A 1,085-nucleotide genomic window follows, 5' to 3' on the forward strand; every position below is an offset into this window, starting at 1 on the left:
CCGCAGACAGCGCGGCGCGTATGGTCTGCCGCAGCTTCTCCTTGTTCGTTTCAAACTTGGTCTGCCGGGGCGTGATACCGCCTGCAATCATGGGGACGTTCTGCCTGTCCAGCTTGGCCTGTCCTTTTTTCTGTGCCCAATACTCCCGGTCGGTCACGCGGTTCTTACTGCCGTTCAAGAGGTCGATTTGGTAAAGCCCCTCCCGGTGGCACATCTCCATGACTTCGGACTTGAAGTAGCGCAAGGCTGCGTCGGTACAGCGGTGCTTGCAACCGGCCTTTGTATCGGCTGGCCTGTCCATGTAGGGCAGGAACGGCACTTCCTCTATCCGCAGGCTGTTAATGACGATATGCACATGGATATTGCCGCTGTGGTTATGCCCGTCCGGGTGGGTGCATACAAGGGCTTGGTGGCCGGGGAAATGCTCGTCGCAAAACTTCTCACCCAATGCCTGCGCCCGGTCTACGGTCAAGCCGTTGTCCGGTCCGTCCCGTGGGTCAAAGCTGATGATATAGTGGTGACTTTTCACATCTTCCCGCCGCTGGTTCTTCCCGTAGCGGAGATTTGCCCGCATACAGGCAACGGCAAAATCTTCCCCGCCGCAGTTCAGCGTGGACAGCCGGTAGTCCTCGCGGGGGATAAGCCTGCCGTTTTCATCAAGGACGGGCTTCATGGTAAACTCGTCATGCTCAAAAAGCAGGTATTGTTCGGCGGCTCCATAGTCGGCGTTTTTAGAGTTGATATGCTTGAGTGTTGCCAACCGCTTCACCTACTTTCTGTAAGACTTCATACTTGAGGGCGGCAAGGTCGGCTATGGCAGCGCGTACTTCGCCGGAGAGGGCGTTGTAGGGTGCGCCGTACTCGTTCAGATACCGGGCTATCTGGTTGAGGTTGCCGCCAATCTTGCCATACTCGGCGGCCAGCTTCCCGACAGCGGAAAGCAGTTCATCATTGACCGCCGACACATGGATTACGGGGCGTATGGTCGCCCGCCGTATCGCCTGCCGGAGAAATTCCGACTGGCTGATACCATAGGGCGCAAGCCGCGCTGTGAAGTCGGCGTATTCATCTTCGGACAGCCGGGT

General features: G+C 57.6%; 2 protein-coding genes. Both read right to left on the reverse strand.

The annotated features are described in order from the left end of the window. Positions 1–760, reverse strand: a 760-nt coding sequence (locus BUB35_RS18385; protein WP_159432920.1) for a relaxase/mobilization nuclease domain-containing protein, incomplete at its 3' end; no start/stop codon positions are given. Further along, a partial coding sequence (locus tag BUB35_RS18390; RefSeq protein WP_143185517.1) for a plasmid mobilization protein occupies positions 732–1,085 on the reverse strand: 354 nt, incomplete at its 5' end. The genes BUB35_RS18385 and BUB35_RS18390, both read right to left, overlap by 29 nt.

The sequence above is a fragment of the Anaerotignum lactatifermentans DSM 14214 genome (assembly GCF_900142265.1).
Taxonomy (GTDB): Bacteria; Bacillota; Clostridia; order Lachnospirales; family Anaerotignaceae; genus Anaerotignum; species Anaerotignum lactatifermentans.